This window comes from Actinomadura bangladeshensis (assembly GCF_004348335.1).
GTDB classification, from domain to species: Bacteria; Actinomycetota; Actinomycetes; order Streptosporangiales; family Streptosporangiaceae; genus Spirillospora; species Spirillospora bangladeshensis.
In genome coordinates, this window is record NZ_SMJW01000037.1 from 1 (window position 1) to 22172 (window position 22172).

Sequence of the window (22172 nt, forward strand, 5' to 3'; positions counted from 1 at the left end):
GTCGGTGTCTTCGTCGGGGTCGGGGTCGTGCTGGAGAAGGCGAAGACCGCGCGGACCATGCGGCGGGGCGCGTTGGAGGCGTCCGCTGTGGCGACGACGCTCAAGGGTTGTGCGGACGGCGTCGACATCGCCGACGACGGGATCCGGAGGGTGGCCGTACGTGCGGCCGGTCGCTCGCCCACATCGCCTACGGCGCAGCGGAGTCGGTCACCGGAGGCGGAACGGGTGCAGCCGGGGTCGTGCCGCGTCCAAGAAAAGGGGCGGTCGGCAGTGAGGTGCAAGGTGGTGCCGTGCGCGACGCCGTCTTCGGCGCGGACGCGGACCGTGTACCTCAGCGCATGGTCGCGTCCGGTGGCGGTGCCCTCAGCGGTCGTCAGGTCCAGCAGCAACCGGACGGCGGGACGGCGCCCGTCCTCGACGGCCTCCGCGGCGGGGCTCACCAGCGTCAGCGGTACGGCCAGTGCGGCGCCGGCCGCGATCGCGCCCCAGCGGGTCCCTCGGCGCACCGTTCCCCCCAGCGGTCTCCTGCATGGCTGCCAGGGGGGCGGCGCCGCGGCGCCGGGCACAGGGTTGTTATTGCCACGTGATCGCCGGGAGTAACGTGCAGCACTCCGGCAACCGCCCCTCTTTCGTAGAGTGAAATCGGTTCTCCGTAGAATCTGGTGGGTTGCGAGGGAGAGGAGACCCGGGGTGGCGGAGGCCGTTCGGTCGCTGGAGCGCGCGTTCGACCTGCTGGAGCATCTGGCGGACGCGGGGGGCGAGATGGCGCTGTCGGAGCTGACGGAGGTCTCCGGGCTGCCGATGCCCACGATCTACCGGCTGATGCGCACGCTGGTGAACAAGGGGTACGTCCGGCAGGAGCCGTCCAAGCGGTACGCGCTCGGCCCGCGGCTGGTCCGGCTGGGCGAGGGCGCGAGCCGGCTGCTCGGCACGTGGGCGCGGCCGGTGCTGGCCCGCCTGGTCGACGAGGTCGGCGAGACGGCCAACATGGCGGTCCTGGAGGGCGACGAGGCCGTCTACGTCGCGCAGGTCCCGTCCAAGCACTCGATGCGCATGTTCACCGAGGTGGGACGGCGCGTCCAGCCGCACTGCACCGGTGTGGGCAAGGCGCTGCTGTCGCAGCTGTCCGACCAGAAGGTGCGCGAGATCCTGGCCCGGACGGGCATGGACGCGCACACGCCCAAGACGTTCACCGATCCGGACGCGCTGCTGGCGGAGCTGCGGCGGATCCGCGAGCAGGGTTACGCGCTGGACGATGAGGAGCAGGAGATCGGCGTCCGCTGCGTCGCGGTGCCGCTGCCGGGGGCGCCTGCGCTGACGGCGATCTCGGTGTCCGGCCCGTCCGGGCGCATGACGCGCGAGGCCGTCCCGGGCGTCGTGCCCATCATGCGGGACGCCGCCGAACGCTTCGCGAAGGAACTGAGCCCCTCGACATCCTGACGCGCGCCGGCTGTCAACCTTCCGCCGCCCCCGCCGCGTTGTAGCGCCGTGAACGAAACAACGCACGACGACGCGTACAGCGCCTTCGTCGCGGCGGCATGGACCCGGCATTACGGGCTGGCCGTTCTCCTGACCGGCGACCCGCACCTCGCGGAGGAGCTGCTCCAGGACTGCCTGGTGCGGCTCTACGTGCGGTGGCGCCGCGTCTCGGCGGGCGAGCCCGACGCCTACCTGCGGCGCATGCTCGTCAACGGCAACGTCAGCCGCTGGCGGCGGCACCGCAGGGAGACGCTCACGGCCACCGCGCCCGACGGCGGTGCCGCGGCACCGGCGGGGCCGGACGACGAGTTCCGCCGCGCGCTGCTCGCGCTTCCGCAGCGGCAGCGCGCCATCGTCTTCCTGCGCCACTACGAGGACATGACGGAGAAGTCGGTCGCGGCGGCGCTGGGATGCTCCGTCGGAACCGTCAAGAAGCAGCATTCCCGGGCGATGGCGCGGCTGCGCGGCTTGCTCGGCGCGAAAGAGGAGGTCTCCCTGTGAACGTCCGGGATCAGCGGCTCACGACGGCGCTCGGCTCGCTGGCCGGCGCCCCGCCGTCCCCCGCCCCGGTGGACGAGGTGCTGCGGCGCGGCAGGCGGGCGAAGCGGACCCGGCGGGCGGCGGTGCTCGGGGCGTCCACCACGGCCGCCGCGGCCGGCGCGCTGGCGGTCGCGCTCGCGGCCGGCCCGGCGTCCGGGACGGCCCCCGGCACGGCGCCCGGCGACGCGGACGGACGGACGAGCCTGGTCGCCGCCGTGGAGGCGACCGCCGCGACCAGCTTCAAGGTGGAGATGGCCAACACGATGCGGCAGGGCGACCGCCCCGCGCACGTCGAGCGGTACCGGGGGGCCTTCGACGCCGCGAAGCACCGCGGCTACCTGCGCGGGCCGCTGTCCGCGCGGACGGCACCGGAACTGCGGTTCATCGGCGGCAAGACCTACGTCCACCGCGGCGAGTGGAAGGAGGTCGAGGGCGGCTTCAGCGTGCTGTCGCGGGGCACGCTCGCCCCGGCGTCGCTCGCGGCCGACCCGGCGTCCCTGCTCAAGCGCCTGTCGACGCTCGGCAAGGTGACGTCCGCAGGCGGTGGGACGTACACGTTCAGCTACGTCCCGGCCAAGACCGGCGGGCCGCCCACGGGCGACCGCGTCACCGGGACCGTCACGGTCGCGGACCAGAAGGTCCGGCGGATCGAGCAGAAGACCGTCATCCGGTCGGCGACCCCCGAGATCGCCGACCGCGATCCAGTGCACTTCACGTCCGTGATCGACTTCTCCGGCTACGGCACGCCGGTGCACCTCGACCAGCCCTGATATCGGGTCTCACCAATGCGCGCGCGGCGCCCTCGCGGTAGGCGAGGGCGCCGCGGTGCGTCGGTCGTGGTGCGTCAGGCGTGGTGCGTCAGTCGACGGGTTCGCCGACGATGACGGTGGGGCGTCCGCCGCGCTCCCAGGTGACGAAGTCGCCCGCCGACCTGACCAGGACGGCGGCCAGCCACAGGGCCAGACCGGTGTCGTCGGCGATGCCCGCGATGGGGATCATGTCGGGAATGGCGTCGATCGGGGAGACGATGTAGACCAGGCCCAGCGCGAGCAGGCCGAGCGTCCCGAACGACATGCCCTTGTACTGCCCGCGCAGGACCGCCTTGAGCATGCGCGGGACGGCGCGCATCCGCGTCCAGAGCCCCGGCGCGTCCGGCTGAAGGGTCTCGCTGTAGATCTGCCAGGCCTGCCCGGCGGCGGCCGCACTCCGCTTCCTGTTCACGAGCACTCCTCGTCGGAACGGTCAGGAGGGCGCGCCCCCGCGGCGCCCACGCATATCTAGGACGTGACGATCGCCGGAAATGTTCCCCCTCGTCGGGGTGACCTCAGGTGAGTTCTTCCTCACTCTCGCGGTCGACCTGCGGCGTTTCACGGCGTGTTGGCTGGCGTCCGCTGCCAGCATGTCCCCCACGGGCGCCTCCCCAGCACGACCGGCACGACCCGTCGAGCATCGCAGGAGCTGACGAACGGATATGAGCGGCGACCATACGCACCGTCCCGTCCACGGCACCGCGGCGGGCGACCCCTACGTCGCGCTGCCCCCGACCGCGGTGGACGCGACCGCGTCGGGCCCGGCTCGGCTGATCGTGGCCTGGCCCGGCTTCGACCCGCCCCGCACGGCGGCGGCGCTCGCGGCGGCGGTCCCGATGACCGGCGTGCCGGTGTGGCGGGTCTTCCTCGACCTGCCGGGACGCCCGTCCGGCGGGCTCGGCTCCGGCGCGATCCTGGAGACCGAGGCGATCGAGGCGTACTGCGCGGCGGTGGACGGCGCCGCCGAGCGGCTGCCCGCCGCGCTCGCGGACATCCGCCGCGACCTCGCGATCCCGGACGGCCCGGTGGCCCTGGCGGGCTTCAGCGCGGGCGCCGCCGCCGCGCTGCTGGCCGTGCTGCGCGGCGCCGTTCCGGTGCGCACCGCCGCGCTCGTGGCGCCCGTCGTCGCCCCGGCGCGGGCCGCGCGGGCCGTGGAGAAGCGGTCCGGCCGCGACCGGGACTGGACGGCCCGCGCCGCCGGCCTCGCCGACCGCCTCGACCTCGGCGCGCTGGCCCCCGACCTCGCCGGACGGGACGTCCCGATGCTGCTCGTCGGCGGTGCCAGGGACCGCGTCGTCCCCGCGCGGGAGGTCGCGTCCCTGCGCGACCTGCTGCGCCGGCACGGCGAGGGGCCGGTCGAGTCCACCACGTTCCGCATGGGGCACGCGCTGGCGGCCGAGCCCGGCACCGAGCCGCGCCCGCCGATCACCGAGGCCGTCCAGGTGGACACCGCCCTCACCGACTGGTTCCGCGACCATCTGGCCGACCCCGCGGAGCCGCGGGCGGCGGGCGCGGCGTCCGCGGAGGACGGGCGGCACGGGGCCTGGTCCGCGGCCGGGCAGGACGACTCGGAAGGGCTGCCCGGCGCCGTGGCCGGGCACCGGCGGTGAGCGGCCTCCGCCCGGCGGGCGCGGTCGAGCGCCCGCCGGGCGGGTGGATCGGCCGTGAACGTGCGGATCAGCCGCGCGACAGGACCTCGTAGCGGACGGGGATCACGCCCGCGCCGGTGCCGCCGACCTTCTTCATCGCCGCCCTGGACAGGTCCAGGCAGCGGCCGCCCGCGTACGGGCCCCGGTCGTTGATGCGGACGACGACCGAGCGGCCGTTGTTCTTGTTCGTCACCCGGACCTTGGAGCCCATCGGCAGCGTCTTGTGCGCGGCCGTCAGCTCGCTCGGGTCGAAGGCCTCACCGCTCGCGGTCATCTGGCCCTCCCAGTAGTAGGAGGCCTCGCAGGAGCCCGACGAAAGCACCTTGCGGTCCTTCTTGTCGGTCTTCTTCTTCGGTTTCGCCAGGTGCGCGGCCTCGGTGTCGGACTTGGGCCGCTTCTTCTCCGGGGACTCCGTCGGCGACGGTTCCGGAGCGCGTGTCCCGCCGCGGCTCGCCCGCGGCGCGTCGGCGTTCGGCCGGCCCGCAAGCGGGTCGCCCGGCGGCCCGGTCTGCGCGGCGCGTGCGGATCGCGCGGATCCGTCGCCGTTGACGAGGGCGAACGCGCCCGCCGCCAGGACGGCGACGGCGGCTCCGGAGATGATCAGAACGGTGCGCAGGCGTGCTCGGAGAAGACGCCGGACAGGGCTACCCACAGAGGAGTCCTTTGTTAGGGGACAGGGCCCCGGACGTCCGGCTCAACTCACGGCGTGCCCGGGCTGCCTCGCTCGGCCCCGGGTCCTCCGCCGACGCGGGCTCGCTCGCCCGCCTCCAGCGCCGCTCTCTCAGGCGCTCCGCGTCCTCGCGGTCCGGCGTCCGGTAAGTGCGGCTGGAAAAGCATCTTTACTTTTGATCTCTAAAGCGCCGCACAAGTCCTTGACCGTACGTTGCGTCCCGCGTGAATCAAGACGCAGGGCCCTGGTTTGTGGGGTTTGTCACCCTACTCTTTGCGCTGAGAAGTCGATCAACTCCGCACGGTAACTGCGTTTGTAGATCTTCTTTACTCGCCCTTGGCCATGTGATCTCGGTCATATAACAATCGCTTGCTCGGCAACGAAACGGGGCGTCCCGCGGGTGCCGGCGGCACCTGCGGAACGCCCCGTGAGCGTGGGATGAGGAGGGATGCGTCACCCGCTGCCGGGCAGCGCGGGAAGCGCGAGCGAGGACACGTCGGGCATCGACAGCGGGCCGTCCGACAGCAGCCCGTCGGCCGGGCGCGCGGCCGGGTCCTTCGCCTTCAGGACGTCCACGACCTCGCCGACGCCCTCCTCCGTCCGGTCGAGGTTCGCGCCGGCCGTGTTCACGGTGTCGTTGGCCTGGCCGAGGACGTCGTCGGACGGCAGCGGCGTGGCGCGCCGGTCGCGCGCCGGGAAGAGCATCGAGCTCACCGGCAGGTCGCCGGGCTGCGCGAAGCCGAGCGCGGACGGCACGCTCGGCAGGTCGGCGGGCACAGCGGCCGGCGCCGCGGCGGGCAGCGCCGTGCTCACCGGCATGCCGGCGCGGCGGGCGGCCGGGAGCGCGGGCGCCGCTCCGGCGAGCCGGCCGATCTCACCGCCGCCGAGCGCGCCGGCGACCTGGCCCGCGCCCCGCAGCAGCGCCCCGGTCGCCCCGCCCGGAACGGGCAGCGCGCTCTTGCGGAGGACGTCACCGCGCCTGCCCAGGCAGTCGCCCTTGGGCAGGCCGTCCAGCGCGGCCGCGCCGACGCCGGGCACCGGCGCCTCCGGGAGGCCGGCCGCGGTCTCGTTGTTGAGCGTCTTGCCCGGGTTCAGCTTGCAGCGGGCGGTTCCGGCGCGGAGCCCGGACGTGGCGGGCGCGACGCCGAGCGTGCGGTCGACGGTGCCGGTCACCGTCTCGGCGGTCCGGCCGGTGCTCTGCAGGACGGGGTCGGGGAGCCTCCTGGTCACCGGGTAGGCCGCGGCGGCCGTGTCGTAGAGGAGGGCGGTGGACGGGCCGGGCGCGGCGTCCGCGCGGGCCGCCGCGCCGAGCGCGGCGTTCGCGGGCGCGGACGCGACGGCGAGCGCCGCGGCCAGTGGAGCGAGGACGGCGGCGCCCAGCAGGCTCCTGGCTGTTCGGTTCATTTCTTCCCCCGGGGTTTTCGGTTGTGACCCTGCACGTGTGTGTTGTGCGCCCGCGCGGCTGGCAAGAGCGGCGCACCGTCGAGCGGGGACATTAGTACAGCCCGGGGGCCCGCACGGCGAATTCGAGAATCACTTGGTAAACAGCAGAAAGATCTCCGGATCCGGTCGGGAAATCGACCGGGACGGCAAATGCGACAAGGTCCGAAAAACGGCGAAGCGGGGGCGTCCCCGCAAAGGACGCCCCCGCTCCGGCCGGATGCCCGTACCGGCCCGCTCGGGCCGGCCGCCGGGGCCGGACTACTCGGCCGAGCCGAGGGAGATGGCCTGGTCGACCTCCTCCTGGCGCGCCGCGAGCTCGGCCGCGTACTTCTCCTCGTCGACCTTCTCGGCGATCTCCTCGTCCTGCTTCATCAGCGCCTCAAGGTCGGCCTTGGCGTTGTCGAGCACGCCCATGTCCTGGTAGGCGGCCTGCACCTTGTCGCCCCACAGCCCGACGTCCCGGACGCACGGGACGATCCGGCTGAACAGCAGCGACTGATAGAGGGTGTACATATCGGAGTTGTCGACGAACTCCATGCATTTGTCGACCGGCATGTCGAGCTGCTCGAAGATCTCGCGCCCCTTGAACCGGTCGCGCATGAGGTAGCAGCCCTCGACCACGAACTCCTCGCGCTCGGCCCGCTCCTTGCTGGTGAGCTCGGCGTAGTAGTCCTTGAGCGCGAGCCGGCCGAACGCGACGTGCCGCGCCTCGTCCTGCATGACGTACGCGAGCAGCTGCTTGACCAGCGGGTTCGTCGACATGTCGCGGTACAGCCCGAACGCGGCGAGCGCGAGGCCCTCGATGAGGACCTGCATGCCGAGGTAGGGCAGGTCCCAGCGGCTGTCCTCCAGCGACTCGGCGAGCAGCTTCGCGAGGTCCTGGTTGATCGGGTAGTACATGCCGATCTTCTCGTGCACGAACTTCGTGTAGAGCTCGACGTGCCGCGCCTCGTCCATGGTCTGGGTGGCGGCGTAGAACTTCGAGTCCAGGTCGGGGACGGACTGGACGATCCGCGCCGACACGTTCAGCGCGCCCTGCTCGCCGTGCAGGAACTGGCTGAACAACCAGGAGCCCTGGTGGCGGCCGAACTCGTCCCGCTCCTTCTGCGACATCTTCTCCCAGATGTCGGACCCGAAGAGGGGGTTGAAGTTCTCCGGCAGGCCGGCGACGTTCAGCGGGTCGACCTCGAGGTCCCAGTCGATGCGCTTCTGCGCGTCCCACTGCTTGTCCTTGCCCTTCTGGTACAGGTTCAGCAGCCGGTCGCGTCCGTCGTCGTACTCCCAGGTGAAGCGGGTTTCTCCCGCCATGGGGACGTTCCACGTCTCGGTCGGGACCGGGGTGGAGTAGAGGTCAAAGGAACTCACGGGGGGGATCCTCCTCCAGGCGTTGCGCCGCGCCTTCGCGACGCCGGTAGCACCGCCCACGGCTTTACATACCTTCGTAACATGTAAAGCACGGGGAAACCAGCGTCACCGGGGAACCAACCGAGGGAAAAGCCGTCGGAAAGGCCGTCGCCCGCACCCCCGGAGCGGGGACGCGGGCGACGCGGGCGCGTGCGCGGGTCAACGGGACTGGAGGGCGTCCAGGCCGACGGCCTGCGCGATCACCAGGCGGCGGTCGAGGCGCGGGTCCTTGATGTCGACGGTGTACCGGTCGCGGAAGCCGAACTTCTTCTCCACCGAGAAGACGACCTGGTCGCCTGCGTAGAAGTCGAAGTGGTACGGCCAGGCGAACGGCAGGCTGTCCACGTAGGGGATGATCTGCCAGACGCGGCGGAGCACCGCCACGAACTTGTTGCGCTCGCTGCCCGTGGTCACCCCGAGGCCCGGCTGCTCCAGATGCCAGGTCGAGGCCAGCAGCGACTTCTTGAAGTCCTTGCGGAAGACCCCGATGGGCTGGCCGTGCGCGTCCGTGATGTCGTACGCGGAGGCCAGGTCGATGCGCTTGCGCGCCTTGAAGCCGAGGATCGGACGCGTCTTGGAGTCGTCCGAGTACAGGGTGACCTGCTCCTTGAACGCGAGCCGCTTCTGCTGCGCGAAGGCGAGCAGCTCGCCCTCCCCGCCGCCGGGCGCCTCGGCGTGCACCTCGTACTGGTTCACCATCAGGCGCACCCGCTGCCGGATCAGCAGCCTGCTCTGCGCCTGGAGTCTCTCTTCGTCCAGCGGACTCACCCGTTCTGTCGCGTTGTGCGGGTGGAGTCTGCCATAGCACGTCCCCTTCATCCCGTGTTTTTCAGGACAAGGTGGGACGAGGCGCCGGTCGCGGGGTCAGGACTTCCGGATGTGGGACGCGAGGTAGCCGTGGATGAGGCGCTCGGCCTCGGCGACGATCTCGGGGTCGCCGGCCGGGTCGCGGCGGAACGCCATCTTCAGCACGGCGTCGCCGGCCTCGACCGCGATGGCGAGCGCGGTGGCGAGGCCGGGGCTGTCCTGGACGCCGAACGTGCTGACGATCAGCGTGCGCAGCCGGTCGGCGACGACCGCGTTGTTGTCGGCGTCGGAGTCGAGCAGGTTGACGTCGGCGACGTCGCCGAACCGCAGCACCCGGAAGCCGGGGACGGTGCGGTGCATCTCCACGAAGATCTCGATGATCGCGCCGACCGTGTCGGACCAGTCGTCGAAGCCGCCCTCGACGAGGCGCGCCGAGATGCGGTCGCCGAACTCCTCCAGGTTGCGCAGCGCGAGCGCCTGCGCGACCGCGCGCTTGTCGGGGAAGAACTGGTACACCGAGCCGATCGCCACCTCGGCGCGCTGCGCGATGCGCGTCGTGGTCAGGCCGTCGTAGCCGTCCTCGTCGAGGATGTCCGCGCAGGCGTCGAGCATCCGCTGGACGCGTTCGGCGCTGCGGCGCTGGGCGGGGCGGCGGCGGAGCGGGGTCCGGATCTCGGTCACCCCGCCATTGTCCCCGATCACGGGGGTGCCCGGCATGCGCGGCCTGCCGTTGCGCACCCCGGGGCCACCGGAGTCTTCCGCCCGCACCACCCCGGCACTAATATCCGAAAGCTATTCGCATTTCGGCCGGGCACGCGGGGAAGGGAACGGCGATGGGGTTTCCAGAGGGCTTCCGATGGGGCGTCGCCACCGCCGCCTACCAGATCGAGGGCGCGGTGGACGAGGACGGGCGGGGCCCGTCCACCTGGGACACCTTCGCGCACACGCCCGGACGCGTCCGGGACGGCCACACCGGCGACGTCGCCTGCGACCACTACCACCGGTGGCCGGAGGACGTCGCACTGATGTCGGGCCTCGGCGTGGACGCCTACCGGTTCTCGATCGCGTGGCCGCGCGTCCAGCCGTCCGGGAGCGGCCCGGTCAACGCCCGGGGCCTCGACTTCTACGACCGGCTCGTCGACGGGCTGCTCGCCGCCGGCATCGCGCCCGCCGCCACCCTCTACCACTGGGACCTCCCGCAGCCGCTCGAAGACGCAGGCGGCTGGTTGGAACGCGACACCGCCTACCGGTTCGCCGAATTCTCCTACCTGGCGGCCGAGCGGCTCGCCGACCGCGTCGACATGTGGATAACCCTGAACGAGCCCGTGGTCGTCATGGCCTACGGCTACGCGTTCGGCGTCTACGCGCCCGGCCGGGCCCTCATGCTCGACGCGCTCCCCACCGCGCACCACCAGCTCCTCGGCCACGGCCTCGCCGTCAACGCGCTCCGCAGCCGCAACGCCCGCGCCGTCGGGCTGACGAACCACTACTCCCCGGCCTGGGCCGCGACGCCGGCGGACCAGCCCGCCGCCGACGCGTTCGACGCGTTCATGAACCGGCTGTTCACCGACCCGGTGCTGCTCGGCCGCTACCCCGAGTTGATGGGGGACGCGCCGTACATCCGTTCCGCGGACATGTCGGTCATCGCGTCGCCCATCGACTTCCTGGGAGTGAACTACTACCACCCGACGCGGCTGACGACGCCGTCCGAGGGGCCGCTGCCCTTCGACATCGCCGACATCACCGAGTACCCGACCACCGGGATGGGGTGGCCGATCGTCCCGGACGCGTTCCTGTCACTGCTCCGTACGCTCGACACCAGGTACGACCTGCCGCCGCTCTACATCACCGAGAACGGATGCTCCTTCCCGGACGAGATCGGCCCGGACGGCACGGTGGACGACTCGTCCCGCATCGAGTTCATGGACGCCCACATCAAGGCCGTGCGGACGGCCATCGACGAGGGGGTCGACATCCGCGGCTACTTCGCGTGGTCGCTGCTGGACAACTTCGAATGGGCGGAGGGGTACCACCCGCGCTTCGGGCTCGTCCACGTCGACTACGAGACGCAGAAGCGCACGCCCAAGAAGTCGTACAACTGGTACAGGGACCTCGTAGCGTCGTCCTAGCCCGGTTCTAGGCTGGACTCATGCCCGTCGATGTCGTCGATCTCCAAGTCCTCGGAAGAGCCGTCAAGCAGGCCCAGCAGCGGAAGCACCGGATGCTCGACAGCAGGCTCGCCGCTGTCGGCACCACGCTGGCGCAGTGGGACGCGCTGCGGGCGATCAGCCGCTCGCCGGGGGCGTCCGCGCGGGCGCTGGCCGCGGAGACGTTCCAGAGCGAGCAGGCGTTCGGGACGCTCGGCGGGCGCCTGGCCGCCCAGAACCTGATCGACCGGCGCCCCGGCCGCGGCCGCAGCATCGAGCACCACCTCACGCCCGCCGGCGAGAAGATCCTGGCGGCCGGGCACGCCGTCGCCGACGACGTCCTCGCCGAGATCTTCGCGCCGCTGTCGGAGGAGGAGCGGGCCGCCCTGCTCGACCTGCTGCTCCGCATCGGCCGGCCGGGCTGACCCCGATAGTCTTCTCTCTCCGTTTCGTCGGGGAGGTCGTGGATGCCGGAGACTCGTCCGCTGCGGGCCAGTGATCCGCGTGAGGTGGCCGGGTTCCGGCTGACGGCCCGCATCGGCGAAGGCGCCCAGGGCACCGTGTTCCTGGGCGAGTCGGGCACCGGGCAGCGGGTCGCGGTGAAGCTCCTGCACGCCGACTTCGGCCGGGACCCGCGGGCGCGCACCGCCTTCGAGCGGGAGCTGGCCGCGGCCCAGCGCGTGGCCCCGTTCTGCACCGCGCGCATCCTCGCCGCCACCGCCGACGACGACCTCCCGCACATCGTCACCGAGTACGTCGACGGGCCGTCGCTGCGCGACCTCATCGCCGAGCACGGCACCGCATCCCCCGACGAGCAGGTCAGGCTAGCGATCGGCACCGCCACCGCGCTCGCGGCGATCCACGAGGCGGGCGTCGTCCACCGCGACTTCAAACCGGCCAACGTGCTGCTCGGCCCGGACGGCCCGAAGGTCATCGACTTCGGCATCGCCCGGCCGCTCGACGCCACCTCCGCCACCATGACCGGCGCGGTCGGCACGCCCGCCTACATGGCGCCCGAGCAGGTCGCCGGGACGCCCGGCGGTGCTCCGGTGGACATGTTCGCCTGGGCCTGCACGATGGCGTACGCCGCCAACGGGGTGCCGCCGTTCGGGACCGACTCCGTCCCGGCGATCATGCAGCGCATCCTGTACGGGGAGCCGGAGCTGGGCGCGCTGACCGAGCGGCTGCGCGACCTGGTGACGTCCTGCCTGGCCAAGGACCCGGCGGCCCGGCTGACCGCCACGCAGGTGCTGCAGCGCCTCCTCGGCATCGGCCCGGACGCGAACCTCCTCGCCGAAGGCACCTCCGCCGCGGCCCGGCCCTCCGCTGCGCCCCAGCCCTCTATGGCGCCGCCTCCGCCCGTCCCCTGGGCTCCGCAGGCCGCCGACACGCCGTCCGGCGGCGGGACGGCGCCCGGCGCAGGAGGGCCGTTCGGTGCCGGGACGCTGCCCGGCGCCGGTGTGCCCGCGGGTGGGCCGCTGCCGCCGCCTCCCGGGTTCCCGTACGCGGGGAGCGCGCCACCGGCCGGGCGGAGCGGGCGTCCGCTGCTGGTCGCCGCCGCGGCGGCGGCCGGGGTGCTGCTGGTGGTGGGCGGACTCGCCACCGCCGTCCTACTGAAGAACGGCGGCGGTGGAGAGAAGGACCGCACACCGGTCACCCCGACGGCGGCGGCCGGGCGGACGTGCGGTTATCCGCCGTCGTCGAGCCAGAACGGCAAGTCCGTCGGGACGCCGCCGACCCGCGTCGCGGGCGCGCAGCCGACCAGGGCGACCATCACCACCAACCTGGGCACGCTGGAGCTGACGCTGGACCCCGCGGCGGCGCCCTGCACGGTGAACTCGCTGGCCTTCCTCGTGAGCAAGAACTTCTACGACGGCACGTCCTGCCACCGCCTGACGACGAACCCCACCTTGAAGGTGCTCCAGTGCGGTGACCCGACCGGCACCGGGCAGGGCGGCCCCTCCTACATGTTCGCCAACGAGAACACGTCCGGTGCGTCCTACTCCAGGGGCACGGTGGCGATGGCCAACGCGGGGCCGAACACCAACGGCAGCCAGTTCTTCATCCTCTACGAGGACGCACCGGACCTCCCGGCCGACTATCCGGTGTTCGGGAAGATCACGTCCGGCATGGAGATCATCGACCGGGTCGCCAAGGGCGGCACGGAGGGCGGCACCGACGACGGCCCGCCGAAGCAGCGGATCACGATCACCCAGTTCAGCACCTCGGCGGCATGACCCCCATCGTGGGATGATCTGCGCATGGAATCGCTGGACGAGGTGCGCGCCGGGATCGACCGCATCGACGGCGAGCTCGTCCGGCTGCTCGCCGAGCGGCAGGCGCTGGTCCGCGCCGCCGCCGCCTTCAAGGCCGACGAGCAGGCCGTCCGCGCCCCGGACCGGGTGGAGCGGGTCGTCGCGCTGGCGCGCCGGCGCGCGGCGGACGCCGGCCTGGCGCCCGAGGTCGCCGAGGCCGTGTGGCGGTCGATGATCGCCGCCTTCATCGACCTGGAACTGGCGGAGCACGCGGGTGGACGCCCCTCCTGACGCGGCGGAACGGGCGTTCGCGCGGGCGGTCGAGGACCTCTACACGGCGTTCGCGGACGTCCCGCGCCCGGCCGACCTGCCCGGCTGCCCCTGCTGCGTCCTCCCGGACGAGGGACGGCCGCTGCTCCGGCGCCCGCTCCGCGATCTCGAACCCGACGACCTGTACCTGTATGCGGCCAAGGCGCTGAACACGTGGGCCGGGCCGGAGGAGTTCCGGTACTTCGCGCCGCGCCTGCTGGACCTGTCCGCCGATGACGCCTTCCTGTTCCCCGACCCCGAGATCGTCTTCGGAAAGCTCGCCCAGGCCGGATGGCAGGAGTGGCCGCAGCGCGACGCCATCACCGCCTTCCTGGGTGCCTACTGGACGCAAGCGCTGGCCGGTCCCCTCACCGTGGAGACGCCCCTCGCCGCACTCGTCGTCACGGGCGCCGACATGGCCCCGTACCTGGACGAATGGGGCCGCCTGGAGACGGCGCGGTCCATCGGCCACCTGCACGATTTCGCCACCCGCGAGCTGATGTGGCGCCGCGGTCGTCCGCGCTTGCGCAACGCGTTCCTGGACGCCTCGACGGGCACGTACCGGCAGGTCATCGACTGGCTCACCGGTGGACCGGCCGCCGCTGCGGTGGGCGCCGCCTTCGCCCGGACGGACGACGAGGCGGCGCTGCAACTCCTCGCGGAGATCGACTCGCTGATCAGTCCGGGGTGAGCCCGGCGGGCTCCCGGACGGTCGTGCTCATGCGGTTGAACAGGTTCTCCAGGGAGATCACGAGGATGAGGGCCGACAGCTGCCGCTCGTCGAAATGGGCGGCGACCTCGTCCCACAGCTCGTCCGGAACCGACGGGGCGGTCCGGTCGGCGAGCCGGGTGACGTGCTCGGCCAGATCGAGCGCGGCCCGCTCGGCGGCCGTGAAGAAGGGCGCGTCCCGCCAGGCCGCGACGGCCGAGATCCGCTCGGCGCTCTCGCCCGCCCTGGCCAGGTTGTGGACGTGGCCGTGCACGCCGACGCCGCACCCGTTGATCTGGCTGGCGCGCAGCGCGACCAGCTCCTGCAGCTCATGCGCGAGATCGCCCTCGTTGACCGCCTGGAGCAGCCCGCCGACGCCCTCCATCGCGCTGGGCAGGACGTAGGCGGGGTTGGTCATCCGCGCTTCCATGGCTCTCCCCTGATCGTTTCGACGCACGGAAGACGCGGCCCGCCGGACCAATGTGACATCGCGGGCCGCTTCTGCGTCTCACGACCTACCGCGAGCCGCGCCGGTCCGTTTCAATCTGAAGATCATCCGGGCCGGGCCCGGAGACAACGCAAGAGCGGGGCACCGCGGTGGACGAACTGCGAGCCGGGGCTCCCGCAAGGAGATCGAGGGCGTGCTCATGCGGTACGGCGGCCCGTACTGGGGCGGCAACGCCTGATCCGCCGCGCGCCCGCTACGCGACGAGGACGCCGACGGGGTCGGCGAGCAGCGCGGCGAAGCCGAGTTCGGCGGCGCCCGCCAGCGTCGCGTCATAGCCGAGCGCGGCGGTGCGGAGCGCGACCCGCTCCCGGGACACCGGCAGGCCGCTGGTCGTCACCCGCTCGCGGACCTGCGGCGCCGCGCCCCGGTAGATCTCGCTCAGCATGCCGCCGAAGACGACGACGCCCGGGTTGAACAGGTTGATCAGGTTGACGACGCCGAGGCCGAGCCAGCCGCCGACCCGGTCCAGGGCCCTGCGGGCGGCCTCGTCCCCGGTCTCCGCCGCCGCGACGACCGCGCGGACGCCGTCCCGTCCGAACGGGCCGCCGGCGCGTCCGGCCGCCTCCAGCAGGGCCGGTTCGCCGACCTCCGCCTCCAGGCACCCGCGCGAGCCGCAGTTGCAGGGACGGCCGTCGTACGGGTTGACGATCATGTGGCCGAGTTCGGCGGCGTAGCCCTCGTCGCCGTCCAGCAGCCGGCCGCCGACGATGATGCCGCCGCCGACTCCGACGTCCCCGTGCAGGTAGATGAGGTTCCGGCTGCCGGCGCCCGCCCCGCGCATGTGCTCGGCGAGCGCCCCCAGGTGGGCCTCGTTGCCGACGGCCACGGGCAGGCCCAGGCCGAGCCGTCGGCCGAGTTCCGGCCCGACGTCGAGATCGGTCCAGCCCATGGTGGGCGCCAGCCGCACCTTCCCGTCGGCGGCCCTGATCATGCCGCAGTACGACACGCCCACGCCGACGCACGCCGCCTCCGGCGGCGCGGCGGCGACGAGTTCGGCGCCGAACCCGGCGAGGACGTCGACCACCTCGTCCAGGTCGTCCCGGCCCCGACGGCGCGACGTCTCCCTGCGGTCCAGGATCCGGCCGCCGAGCCCGACCCTGGCGGCGGCGACCCGGTCCACCGCGACGTCGAACGCCAGCACGTACACCCGGCCGCTCTCGGCGCGGACGACCAGCGACGGGCGGCCCGCCCGTCCCGTCCCGGCCGACGGCTCCTCCCGGACCAGCCCGGCGGCGGCGAGCTTGGCGATCAGGGTGAGGATCGTGCTCCGGTTGACGCCCATCCGGTCGGCGAGATCGGTGCGCAGCACCGCTCCGTCCCGGTGCACCTCCCGCAGCACGGCCCCGAGGTTGCGCCGCCGCGTCGACGGTGAAACCTGCCGCGCGGGGCCGGAGACGAGAGAGGACGACATGCCTCACAAGCTACCCAAGAGGGCATCGTGCGGCCGAGCCCCACCGACCGGATTACAACCGCGCCCCCGCGGCGTTGACAATGATGAAACCCTCTTCCGACCAGGATGGATGTTGCCCCGATGGCCTTGCGACGACCGTCCTTCCTGCCGTCGCTGGACGACCTCGAACGGCAGGCCGAGGCGCGCTCCGCACAGCGCGGCCGCCCCGGCTCCCAGTTCGATCATCCGACGGCGAAGAACGTCTTCGTCGCCATCCTGATCATCACGATCGTCGCGCACGTCGTCGGCGGCATCATCTTCGTCATCATCGGCTTCTGAGGAAGCCCGTCACCGTCCGGACAAAGCTGTCGGGGTCATCGAGCCACGGGTAATGACCGGCCCCCGGCTGGACGACCAGTTCGGCATTCGCGAAGAGCCCGGCGATGTCGGCGGCCACGCGCGGGAGCGGCCCACCGTCCAACTCGCCCGCAAGAAGCAAGGCGGGCGTATCGGCCACGGTCACCGGCTCAAAAGCGCCGCTGGACGCGTACAGTTCAGCGGCCTCCTCATTCGTCTGCTCCACCTCGGCGGCGGCATGCTCCCGGGCGGCGTCGTCCCACCGTCCATAGAAGAAGGGTGCGGCGGCATCCCAGTCGGCGTCGGTCGCCGTCCCCGCCCAGATGGCCTTGTAGGCGTCCCAGCCGGCCTTGAACCATGGCTCCCCCTGCCTTAGCTCAGCGGCCTCCAGGCGTTGCTCCACGGTGAAGTCGACCCCCAGCGCGCGAGCACGAGCCGTAACGAGAACGAGGCTCCGCACCCGCCAAGGGAACCTGGCCGCGTAGATCAGAGCGATGTCCCCGCCCGCCGAATGCGCGAGGACGTCAATGCACTCCAGCCCGAGGTGCTCCCGCAGCGCCTCGATATCGGCGACCTGCCGGTCGCAGCGGTAGGTCGCCGGGTCGTCCGGCACGGCGGAGCGGCCCGTCCCCCGCAGATCCAGCAGGACGAGCCGGCGCGTCTCCGACAGCCCGCCGAGGTCACCGAGGTAGGACGAGGCGCGCATCGGCCCACCCGGAATGCAGATCAGCGGCTCTCCCTCACCCACAACGCGGTAGGCGAGTTCGGTCCCGTCAACGGCGGCGAACGAAGGCACGAGGAGATCCTCGCGGCCATGACACGCTCCCGGCAACGCGAAAACGGGATGCCCTCAGGGGGAGGGACACGGCAGTCTGAGGGAATGCCGACCGAACACTTTCCGCTGCTCGGGCTGCGGCTGCGGACCCCGCGCCTCGAATTGCGGCTGCCGTCGCCCGAAGAACTCGGCGCTCTGGCGAACGTGGCGGCGCAAGGCGTCCACGCACCCGACACGATGCCGTTCTTGGTCCCGTGGACGGACCGCCCGCCCGCCGAGATCGCCCGGGGAGTCGTCCAGCACCACTGGCTCACCCTCGGCCAATGGACGCCGGACGACTGGCAGTTGCACTTCACCGTCTTCCACGCCGGTGAAGTGGTCGGCCAGCAGGACCTCCGTGCCCGCAACCTGGCCGTCCTCCGCCAGGTGGGCACGGGTTCATGGCTCGGCCGGCGCCACCACGGGAAGGGCATCGGCACCGAGATGAGAGCCGCCGTCCTGCACCTGGCGTTCACCGGCCTCGGCGCCGACGAGGCCATTTCCCGCGCGTTCGCCGACAGCCGTGCCTCCCTCGCCGTATCGCGCAAGCTCGGATACCGGGACAACGGCACCGCGCGCCAGGTCGTCCGAGGCGCCATGACCGTCGAACACCGGATGCGCCTCACCCGCGCCGACTGGGAAAACCACGCCACCACACCGGTCACCATCGAGGGTCTGGCCCCGTGCCTACCCATGTTCGGATTGAGCACCTGATGAACCCCACCTGAGAGCGTGCGACCCTTGGCTGGTTCACCGAACATGGGGGCCGTTGATGCTGCACTTCCGGGATGGCGCCGAGTGGGATGCGTGGCTCGCCGCGCACCATGACGCCGAGGACGACGCCTGGCTGAAGATCGCCAAGAAGGGCGCGCCCGTCGCCTGCATCACCATCGGGGAGGCGGGCGAGGTGGCGCTGTGCCACGGCTGGATCGACAGCCAGCGCAAGGGCCTCGACGAGCACTTCTACCTGCAGCGCTACTCGCGGCGCCGCAAGGGCAGCCCCTGGTCGCGGATCAACGTCGAGCGCGCGGAGGCGCTGATCGCCGCGGGCCGGATGCGTCCGTCCGGGATGGCGGAGATCGACGCCGCCCGCGCGGACGGCCGCTGGGCCGCCGCCTACGCCGGGCAGCGCGACGCCGCCGTCCCACCCGACCTGGCCGCCGCCCTGTCAGCCCACCCGGAGGCCGCCGCCCGCTTCGAGCAACTAGGCAAAACCGACCGCTACCTGCTCATCCTCCCGCTCCTCAAGGCCCGAACCCCCGCCACCCGCACGTCCCGCCTGGACAAGGCGATCGCCACCCTCCTGGCCTCCTGACCCTGCCGCCGCCCGCCCGACAACTACGCGCCACCGGCGGGCGGCACCGCGATGACGAAGGTGCCGCGTCCCCGCGTCGCGCGCGTAAGCCCTTCGCGCCGGAGGACGCGGACGGCCGCCTCCGCCGTCGTCTGCGACACCCGGAATTCATCTGCGATGTCCCGGACGCTTGGAATGCGGCGCCCGACCGGGTACGCCCCGGCTGCGATACGCCTGCGCAGAACGCCCGCTACCTGCTCAAAGAGCGGTTCCGGCCCGTCAAGGTCGATCTCTCCCACGCAAGACACGCTATGACTGCACAGAACATGGCAGGACAGAGGATTGTTAGGGACAGCTAAAGACACTAAGGGACACTTGGAGTTACAGTAAGTAGTCCAAGGAGCACAGCGGCCCGTCCGGCGTTCGCAGCGCCGGACGGGCCTACGGAGACCGACTTCGAAGGAGTCGATGCCCGATGGACAACGAGACTACGGCGCGCGCGTCGCGGCGGTGGGAAGCGTTGGAATTCAACGCGGACGGAAGGCACTGGACGGCCCGCTTGGCGCTGCGCCTCTCGGCTCGTGAGGTGGCGGCGGGGCTGGAGTCGGCCGTGTACGGGCCGGATGCGGACGCGTGCGTCAGGGAGACCGTCCGGCAAGACCGGCTGTGGGCCGAGTTCCCACTGCGGGCGCAGGACCACAGCGCAGCACGCAGGCGGCTTCACTACCTAGCGGGAGGCGCGCTATAACGCTGCTCGCCGCCCTGCTGGACATGCCGGGTGTGGCCCTGCTGACGTGGACGGCCACCACGTACGCCGCGTCCAGGCGGTACGGCTACGTCGGCAAGCACCGCACCACCTGCTAGTGCGGTGTCCACGAACGTCGACCGGGTCAACCGTCGTTGATCTGCGGCGTGTTGTTGCTTCCGACGCGCTCATAACAACAACACGCCGCAGATCAACGCACCCGGTGAACGGCGGTCACGGGTGGGAGCGGGCGGGTTCCGAAGGGACGTCCGGGCGCAGTTCGAGGTGGTCGGCGGCGGTTCTGCCGGGGAGGGTCAGGGAGAGTAGGGCGGCCAGGGCGGCGAATGCCGTGGCCCACCAGAAGGACTGGTGGAAGGCGTCGGCCGGGTGGCCGGTGGTCATGACGTGCGCGAGGATCACCGCCAGGACCGCTGTGCCGAAGGAGCCGCCTATTTGTTGCGCCACGCGGATCAGGACGCTGGCGTGGGCTATCTGTTCGCGGTCCAGGCCCTGGTAGGCGACGGCCATGACGGGGACGGTGACGGCGCCCAGGCCGATGCCGCGTAGGAGCAGCCAGCCGGCGAGCGTCCAGGTGTTCGTGTGGGCGTCGGCGTAGGCGAAGGGGACGGTGGCGGCGCCGACGACGAGGAAGCCGAAGACGGTGATGGGGCGGGCGCCGAGGCGGTCGGTGAGGCTGCCGGCCAATGAGCGGCTGAGGAGGGTGCCGATGCCCTGCGGGACGAGTGCGAGGCCCGCGCCGAGGGCCGTGGTGCCACGCATCTGCTGGTAGAAGAGCGGCAGCAGCAGGACGGCGCCGTAGAGGGTGAAGCCGGAGAAGAAGAGGACGGTCGAAGCCGACGCCGTCGGGCGGTGGGCGAACAGGCGGACGTCCACCAGGGGTGCTCGGCGGCGTAGCGCATAGGCGGCGAAGCCCGCGACCAGGCCGACGCCGATCAGCAGCGGGGTCAGGGCGCCGGGCTCCGTGAAGCCCTTGGTGGCCGCCTCGGAGAGGCCGAAGATCGTCGCGGCCATGCCGGGGGCGAGCAGCGCCAGCCCGGGGACGTCCAGGCGCGGACGGGCCGAGGGGTCGTCGCGGTCGAGGAAGCGCGCGGCCAGCCAGATGCCGACGACGCAGAACGGGACGTTCACCCAGAACATCCACCGCCAGCTGAAGTGCGTGAGGATCAGGCCGCCCACCAGCGGGCCGAGGATCGGGCCGACGAGGGCGGGCAGCGCGATGACCGCTGTCGTGCGGCCGAGCAGCCGGCCGCCCGCGGCCCGGACGACCAGGGTGGTCATCACCGGCAGCATCAGTCCGCCGCCGATGCCCTGGACGACCCGCCCGGCGATCAGCGACGGGGCGTCCCAGGCGGTGCTGGAGGCGAGCGATCCGGCCAGGAACACCGCCAGCGAGAAGATCCACACCCGCTTGCCGCCGAACCGGGCCATCGCCCAGGTGCTCAGCGGGACGGTGATGCCGAGCGCGAGCAGGTAGGCGGTGGTGACCCACTGGATGGCGGCGACCGTGGTGTGCAGGTCGGCGGCCAGCGAGTGCAGCGCCACCCCGACGATCGTGGTGTCGAAGACGACCGCGAGGACTCCGGCGATCAGCACACCGGCCGTTCTCAGCACTTTCGGGTCGAGACGTTCCCCCATGACGGACCTCGTTAAGAGTCAGGAATGTACCTTATGCCTCACGGTAGGCTACCCGAGTAAGGAACACAAGTGACTCTTAACGGAGGACGCCGTGGCGGAGGAGCCGGGCCGGCGCCGGCGGGGCAAGGCCCTGGAGGACGCGCTGCTGCGCGCCGCGTGGGACGAACTGGTCGACGCCGGGTACGCCGCGCTGACGATGGAGCGCGTCGCCGTCCGGGCGGGGACCAGCCGCGCCGTCCTCTACCGACGGTGGCCGGGCAAGACGGAACTGGTGATCGCGGCCATCCGGCACCGCCGGGAGGCCGATCCGGTCGCCGTCCCGGACACCGGGAGCCTGCGCGGCGACCTCATCGCGCTGATGCGCTCGGCGACCCGCCGCCGCATCGAGCTCGCCACCATGGTCGGCGCGCAGCTCGGCGGCCTGTTCGCCGAGGCCGGGACCACGCCCGCCGAACTGCGCGAACAGATGCTCGGCGGCGGTTCGCTCTGGTCGCGGGACGTCTACCGCCGCGCCGTCGAGCGCGGCGACCTCGACCGCGACCGCGTCCCCGAATCGGTGCTCACGCTGCCGTTCGACCTGCTGCGCCACGACATGCTGATGACGTTCGAGCCCGTCCCGGACGAGCGCATCACCGCCATCGTCGACGAGCTGTTCCTCCCCCTCCTGACCCACTACCGGAAGGACCAGGCCGTGACGCCGCCGCCGGGTACCGAAGGCGCCCGCGAAAGTACCTAGGCACGTCAGATTCCCCGTCGTCCCCGTCTCCGTAATTTGGTGCTCGCAAGGGAGAACGAGCACTGAGGAGAGACCCATGAGCGACATGAACGAGCTGGTCCAGCGCTACATCGCCGCGTGGAACGAGACCGACGGCGACGCGCGCCGGGCCGTCGTGGCGGAGGTCTTCGCCGAGGACGCGGAGTACATCGACCCGCTGGTCTCCGTCCAGGGACGGGACGGGCTCGACGCCACCATCGCGGCGGTCCAGGCGCAGTTCGGCGGGCTGGTCTTCAGCCTCGGCGACGCCGTGGACGCCCACCACGACATCGCGCGGTTCACCTGGCACCTGGGGCCCGAGGGCGGCGAGCCGGTCGTCATCGGCTTCGACGTCGCGCGGATCGGCGCGGACGGGCGGATCGGCCAGGTGCTCGGCTTCCTCGACAAGGTGCCGGCCGGAGTCTGATCCACC

At 72.1% G+C, this 22172-nt stretch carries 26 protein-coding genes; 14 read left to right on the top strand and 12 right to left on the bottom strand.

The window, feature by feature from the left end:
* A partial coding sequence (locus E1284_RS09980) for a hypothetical protein (RefSeq protein WP_131938737.1) occupies positions 1-506 on the bottom strand: 506 nt, incomplete at its 3' end.
* 184 nt (positions 507-690) lie between these two features.
* Between E1284_RS09980 and E1284_RS09985 the strand changes: the two genes are divergently transcribed.
* The 3 genes from E1284_RS09985 to E1284_RS09995 are packed head-to-tail and all read left to right on the top strand — an operon-like array spanning position 691 to position 2789.
* Positions 691-1440 carry an IclR family transcriptional regulator gene (locus E1284_RS09985; protein ID WP_279433032.1) on the top strand — a complete coding sequence of 250 codons (750 nt, stop codon included), beginning with the start codon at positions 691-693 and terminating at the stop codon, positions 1438-1440.
* A 48-nt stretch (positions 1441-1488) separates the two neighbouring features.
* Complete coding sequence (locus tag E1284_RS09990) at positions 1489-1980, top strand: SigE family RNA polymerase sigma factor (RefSeq protein ID WP_131938738.1); 492 nt, start codon at positions 1489-1491, stop codon at positions 1978-1980.
* The gene (locus E1284_RS09995; RefSeq protein WP_131938739.1) at positions 1977-2789 is read left to right on the top strand and encodes a hypothetical protein; all 813 of its coding nucleotides are present in this window, start codon (positions 1977-1979) and stop codon (positions 2787-2789) included. The genes E1284_RS09990 and E1284_RS09995 overlap by 4 nt, the downstream gene beginning before the upstream one ends.
* An 88-nt stretch (positions 2790-2877) precedes the next feature.
* Here E1284_RS09995 and E1284_RS10000 read toward each other — a convergent pair whose 3' ends face one another.
* Positions 2878-3240, bottom strand: coding sequence for a YkvA family protein (locus E1284_RS10000; protein WP_131938740.1), 363 nt, complete (start codon positions 3238-3240; stop codon positions 2878-2880).
* A 250-nt stretch (positions 3241-3490) separates the two neighbouring features.
* On the opposite strand from E1284_RS10000, the gene E1284_RS10005 reads away from it, so the two are divergent.
* The gene (locus E1284_RS10005; protein WP_207923670.1) at positions 3491-4438 is read left to right on the top strand and encodes an alpha/beta hydrolase family protein; all 948 of its coding nucleotides are present in this window, start codon (positions 3491-3493) and stop codon (positions 4436-4438) included.
* A 67-nt stretch (positions 4439-4505) separates the two neighbouring features.
* Here the strand turns inward: E1284_RS10005 and E1284_RS43010 are convergent, their stop codons facing one another.
* The 5 genes from E1284_RS43010 to E1284_RS10030 form a co-directional block, all read right to left on the bottom strand.
* Complete coding sequence (locus E1284_RS43010; protein ID WP_131938741.1) at positions 4506-5129, bottom strand: septal ring lytic transglycosylase RlpA family protein; 624 nt, start codon at positions 5127-5129, stop codon at positions 4506-4508.
* A gap of 471 nt (positions 5130-5600) precedes the next feature.
* Entirely contained in the window at positions 5601-6551 is a 951-nt protein-coding gene (locus E1284_RS10015; protein WP_131938742.1) for a hypothetical protein, read from the bottom strand.
* Positions 6552-6848: 297 nt separating this feature from the next.
* Entirely contained in the window at positions 6849-7955 is a 1107-nt protein-coding gene (locus tag E1284_RS10020; RefSeq protein ID WP_131938743.1) for a ferritin-like domain-containing protein, read from the bottom strand.
* Between the two features lie 198 nt (positions 7956-8153).
* Entirely contained in the window at positions 8154-8762 is a 609-nt protein-coding gene (locus tag E1284_RS10025; RefSeq protein WP_243714377.1) for an LURP-one-related family protein, read from the bottom strand.
* A gap of 96 nt (positions 8763-8858) precedes the next feature.
* Positions 8859-9482, bottom strand: coding sequence for a TetR/AcrR family transcriptional regulator (locus E1284_RS10030; RefSeq protein WP_131938744.1), 624 nt, complete (start codon positions 9480-9482; stop codon positions 8859-8861).
* A 152-nt stretch (positions 9483-9634) separates the two neighbouring features.
* On the opposite strand from E1284_RS10030, the gene E1284_RS10035 reads away from it, so the two are divergent.
* Genes E1284_RS10035 through E1284_RS10055 form a run of 5 tightly spaced genes read left to right on the top strand, consistent with a single transcriptional unit; the run spans position 9635 to position 14203 of the window.
* Positions 9635-10930, top strand: a complete 1296-nt coding sequence (locus tag E1284_RS10035) for a GH1 family beta-glucosidase (RefSeq protein ID WP_131938745.1) — start codon at positions 9635-9637, stop codon at positions 10928-10930.
* 20 nt (positions 10931-10950) lie between these two features.
* Positions 10951-11373: a MarR family winged helix-turn-helix transcriptional regulator gene (locus E1284_RS10040; RefSeq protein WP_131938746.1), complete on the top strand. Its 423-nt coding sequence runs from the start codon at positions 10951-10953 to the stop codon at positions 11371-11373.
* A 42-nt stretch (positions 11374-11415) separates the two neighbouring features.
* A complete protein-coding gene (locus tag E1284_RS10045; RefSeq protein WP_131938747.1) occupies positions 11416-13185 on the top strand; it encodes a protein kinase domain-containing protein in 1770 nt (589 codons plus the stop codon).
* A 24-nt stretch (positions 13186-13209) separates the two neighbouring features.
* Positions 13210-13494: a chorismate mutase gene (locus E1284_RS10050; RefSeq protein ID WP_131938748.1), complete on the top strand. Its 285-nt coding sequence runs from the start codon at positions 13210-13212 to the stop codon at positions 13492-13494.
* Complete coding sequence (locus tag E1284_RS10055; RefSeq protein WP_131938749.1) at positions 13478-14203, top strand: hypothetical protein; 726 nt, start codon at positions 13478-13480, stop codon at positions 14201-14203. The genes E1284_RS10050 and E1284_RS10055 overlap by 17 nt, the downstream gene beginning before the upstream one ends.
* Here the strand turns inward: E1284_RS10055 and E1284_RS10060 are convergent.
* Positions 14190-14651, bottom strand: coding sequence for a carboxymuconolactone decarboxylase family protein (locus tag E1284_RS10060; RefSeq protein WP_131938750.1), 462 nt, complete (start codon positions 14649-14651; stop codon positions 14190-14192). The genes E1284_RS10055 and E1284_RS10060 overlap by 14 nt on opposite strands.
* Before the next feature lie 271 nt (positions 14652-14922).
* Entirely contained in the window at positions 14923-16140 is a 1218-nt protein-coding gene (locus tag E1284_RS10065) for an ROK family transcriptional regulator (protein WP_131938751.1), read from the bottom strand.
* 120 nt (positions 16141-16260) lie between these two features.
* Here E1284_RS10065 and E1284_RS10070 point away from each other — a divergent pair, with 120 nt between their 5' ends.
* Positions 16261-16458 (top strand): hypothetical protein, encoded by a 198-nt coding sequence (locus tag E1284_RS10070; protein WP_131938752.1) that lies wholly within the window; start codon positions 16261-16263, stop codon positions 16456-16458.
* Here the strand turns inward: E1284_RS10070 and E1284_RS10075 are convergent.
* Positions 16445-17272, bottom strand: coding sequence for an alpha/beta fold hydrolase (locus E1284_RS10075; protein WP_131938753.1), 828 nt, complete (start codon positions 17270-17272; stop codon positions 16445-16447). The genes E1284_RS10070 and E1284_RS10075 overlap by 14 nt on opposite strands.
* Positions 17273-17356: 84 nt before the next feature.
* Here E1284_RS10075 and E1284_RS10080 point away from each other — a divergent pair, with 84 nt between their 5' ends.
* Positions 17357-18004 carry a GNAT family N-acetyltransferase gene (locus tag E1284_RS10080; protein WP_131938754.1) on the top strand — a complete coding sequence of 216 codons (648 nt, stop codon included), beginning with the start codon at positions 17357-17359 and terminating at the stop codon, positions 18002-18004.
* Between the two features lie 58 nt (positions 18005-18062).
* A complete protein-coding gene (locus tag E1284_RS10085; RefSeq protein ID WP_131938755.1) occupies positions 18063-18605 on the top strand; it encodes a YdeI/OmpD-associated family protein in 543 nt (180 codons plus the stop codon).
* A 23-nt stretch (positions 18606-18628) separates the two neighbouring features.
* On the opposite strand, the gene E1284_RS10090 is transcribed toward E1284_RS10085, so the two are convergent.
* Both E1284_RS10090 and E1284_RS10095 read right to left on the bottom strand, forming a co-directional pair.
* Positions 18629-18883, bottom strand: a complete 255-nt coding sequence (locus tag E1284_RS10090) for a GntR family transcriptional regulator (protein WP_131938756.1) — start codon at positions 18881-18883, stop codon at positions 18629-18631.
* A gap of 680 nt (positions 18884-19563) precedes the next feature.
* Positions 19564-20985, bottom strand: a complete 1422-nt coding sequence (locus E1284_RS10095; protein WP_131938757.1) for an MDR family MFS transporter — start codon at positions 20983-20985, stop codon at positions 19564-19566.
* 91 nt (positions 20986-21076) lie between these two features.
* Here E1284_RS10095 and E1284_RS10100 point away from each other — a divergent pair, with 91 nt between their 5' ends.
* Positions 21077-21721 carry a TetR/AcrR family transcriptional regulator gene (locus tag E1284_RS10100; protein WP_131938758.1) on the top strand — a complete coding sequence of 215 codons (645 nt, stop codon included), beginning with the start codon at positions 21077-21079 and terminating at the stop codon, positions 21719-21721.
* A gap of 76 nt (positions 21722-21797) precedes the next feature.
* Entirely contained in the window at positions 21798-22166 is a 369-nt protein-coding gene (locus E1284_RS10105) for a nuclear transport factor 2 family protein (protein ID WP_207923671.1), read from the top strand.
* The last annotated feature ends 6 nt before the right edge of the window (positions 22167-22172 follow it).

Coding starts and splice junctions, on each gene's coding strand:
- E1284_RS10045 (WP_131938747.1), top strand. CDS start 11,416: ATGCCGGAGACTCGTCCGCTGCGGGCCAGTGATCCGCGTGAGGTGGCC.
- E1284_RS10070 (WP_131938752.1), top strand. CDS start 16,261: ATGGCCTTGCGACGACCGTCCTTCCTGCCGTCGCTGGACGACCTCGAA.
- E1284_RS10035 (WP_131938745.1), top strand. CDS start 9,635: ATGGGGTTTCCAGAGGGCTTCCGATGGGGCGTCGCCACCGCCGCCTAC.
- E1284_RS10065 (WP_131938751.1), bottom strand. CDS start 16,140: ATGTCGTCCTCTCTCGTCTCCGGCCCCGCGCGGCAGGTTTCACCGTCG.
- E1284_RS10050 (WP_131938748.1), top strand. CDS start 13,210: ATGGAATCGCTGGACGAGGTGCGCGCCGGGATCGACCGCATCGACGGC.
- E1284_RS10060 (WP_131938750.1), bottom strand. CDS start 14,651: ATGGAAGCGCGGATGACCAACCCCGCCTACGTCCTGCCCAGCGCGATG.
- E1284_RS10015 (WP_131938742.1), bottom strand. CDS start 6,551: ATGAACCGAACAGCCAGGAGCCTGCTGGGCGCCGCCGTCCTCGCTCCA.
- E1284_RS10095 (WP_131938757.1), bottom strand. CDS start 20,985: ATGGGGGAACGTCTCGACCCGAAAGTGCTGAGAACGGCCGGTGTGCTG.
- E1284_RS10105 (WP_207923671.1), top strand. CDS start 21,798: ATGAGCGACATGAACGAGCTGGTCCAGCGCTACATCGCCGCGTGGAAC.
- E1284_RS10040 (WP_131938746.1), top strand. CDS start 10,951: ATGCCCGTCGATGTCGTCGATCTCCAAGTCCTCGGAAGAGCCGTCAAG.
- E1284_RS10080 (WP_131938754.1), top strand. CDS start 17,357: ATGCCGACCGAACACTTTCCGCTGCTCGGGCTGCGGCTGCGGACCCCG.
- E1284_RS10005 (WP_207923670.1), top strand. CDS start 3,491: ATGAGCGGCGACCATACGCACCGTCCCGTCCACGGCACCGCGGCGGGC.
- E1284_RS10085 (WP_131938755.1), top strand. CDS start 18,063: ATGCTGCACTTCCGGGATGGCGCCGAGTGGGATGCGTGGCTCGCCGCG.